Origin of the sequence: Campylobacter sp. RKI_CA19_01116 (assembly GCF_025771405.1) — a bacterium.
Lineage (GTDB): Bacteria > Campylobacterota > Campylobacteria > Campylobacterales > Campylobacteraceae > Campylobacter_D.
This window is the reverse complement of the sequence record NZ_JAKMQF010000027.1, coordinates 1-820: the sequence shown is the minus strand read 5'-3', so window position 1 is coordinate 820 and position 820 is coordinate 1. Positions and strand designations below refer to the sequence as shown.

Sequence of the window (820 nt, the reverse complement as noted above, 5' to 3'; positions counted from 1 at the left end):
TATTAAGGGTGCAACGCCAAAGGGGCGCAACCCTTTAGCGTTAATTTACCGCCCAGAAGGGAGGTGAGTTAAATGCTCAACATTGTTCTAATAATTATACTCTTAATGCTTTGCTATGTCAAGGCTTATTGAGTATCCCCTGCTTTTGCAGGGTTTAGAACAATCCCTTTGGCTTTTACCAAAAAACTTTTAACTAAACTCCATCTCCTTTCTATAATTTTATTTTCTTTTTAATTAGTAGGTTTTTTTATTAAATTCTCAAGATTGCTTTCAATCTTTTCTTGTATTTTTATAGAATCAGCTTGTATTTTATCTACATCAATACTTCCAACAATATCAGCAATAAATTCACTTAAATCTATTTCACTAAAATCTAACTTTTGAAATTCTTCTGGAGTAAATCCTCTACAGTCAGGACTCTTTGGAGAACCCCAACCTCTTCCAATTTGTGGGCGTCCTTGCTCATTAAATATTCTTGCTAATTTTGAATTAAAACAACAATGTGTTTTTTTATGCTGAATACAAGCTATGAATTTAATTTTTTTAGAGCAATATTCACCAACTTCTACACATCTATTTTGCTTATTGAGTTTAGCTAGCTTTTTTCATCTTCTTTACAAGGTACAAGCCCTATAAATACTTTATCTTTATCACAGCAACCACCCCCAGTTAAGCCAAAAAATTTGTCTTTAGAGCGACATCTATTATCTTTTTTATTAAAGATAAAAATTTGTCCTCTATAAGAACCATCATCTTCCCAACCATTATTATTTTCATCATTAATACCAACTTGAGCATCATCATCTTCAATATGGCTAGT

Annotated in this window: 2 pseudogenes; both read right to left on the bottom strand. The window is 31.8% G+C overall.

The annotated features are described in order from the left end of the window. Window positions 1–230 precede the first annotated feature (230 nt). Window positions 231–542, bottom strand: a pseudogene (gene traN, locus L8U41_RS07840) (conjugal transfer protein TraN); the annotation flags it as partial. A 53-nt stretch (window positions 543–595) separates the two neighbouring features. Next, window positions 596–820 (bottom strand): annotated as a pseudogene (locus L8U41_RS07835) (hypothetical protein); the annotation flags it as partial.